1 protein-coding gene is annotated in these 312 nt (G+C 44.2%); it reads right to left on the bottom strand.

Going from position 1 to position 312, the window contains the following annotated elements:
- On the bottom strand, window positions 1-312 hold a 312-nt coding region (locus tag ACXAFJ_RS20360), incomplete at both ends, for a transposase (RefSeq protein ID WP_475326015.1).

A 312-nucleotide genomic window follows, 5' to 3' on the forward strand; every position in this document is an offset into this window, starting at 1 on the left:
TCCATCTGTCATAGAGCACCTCACATGATATTTTCTGTGTAATGACTGATATTCCTCAGCGCAGTATTGAATACCTCTATCAGAGTGATGAATAAGCTCACCCTCGTAGCGTCGATTTTTCAAGGCCTTCAGGAACGCGCGCTTCACTGTTTGTGTCTTCATATTGTCATCGAGATGATACCCAACTATCTTCCTTGAGTAGGCATCGGTGATTAAACTGAGATAGGTATTTCCTGTTTGCGTTGCCAAGTAAGTAATATCAGCGACCCACAGCTGCTCCGGTTTCGTTGGAACCATGCCTTCTTTGATGCA

The organism is Vibrio sp. ABH4_348 (genome assembly GCF_056159765.1).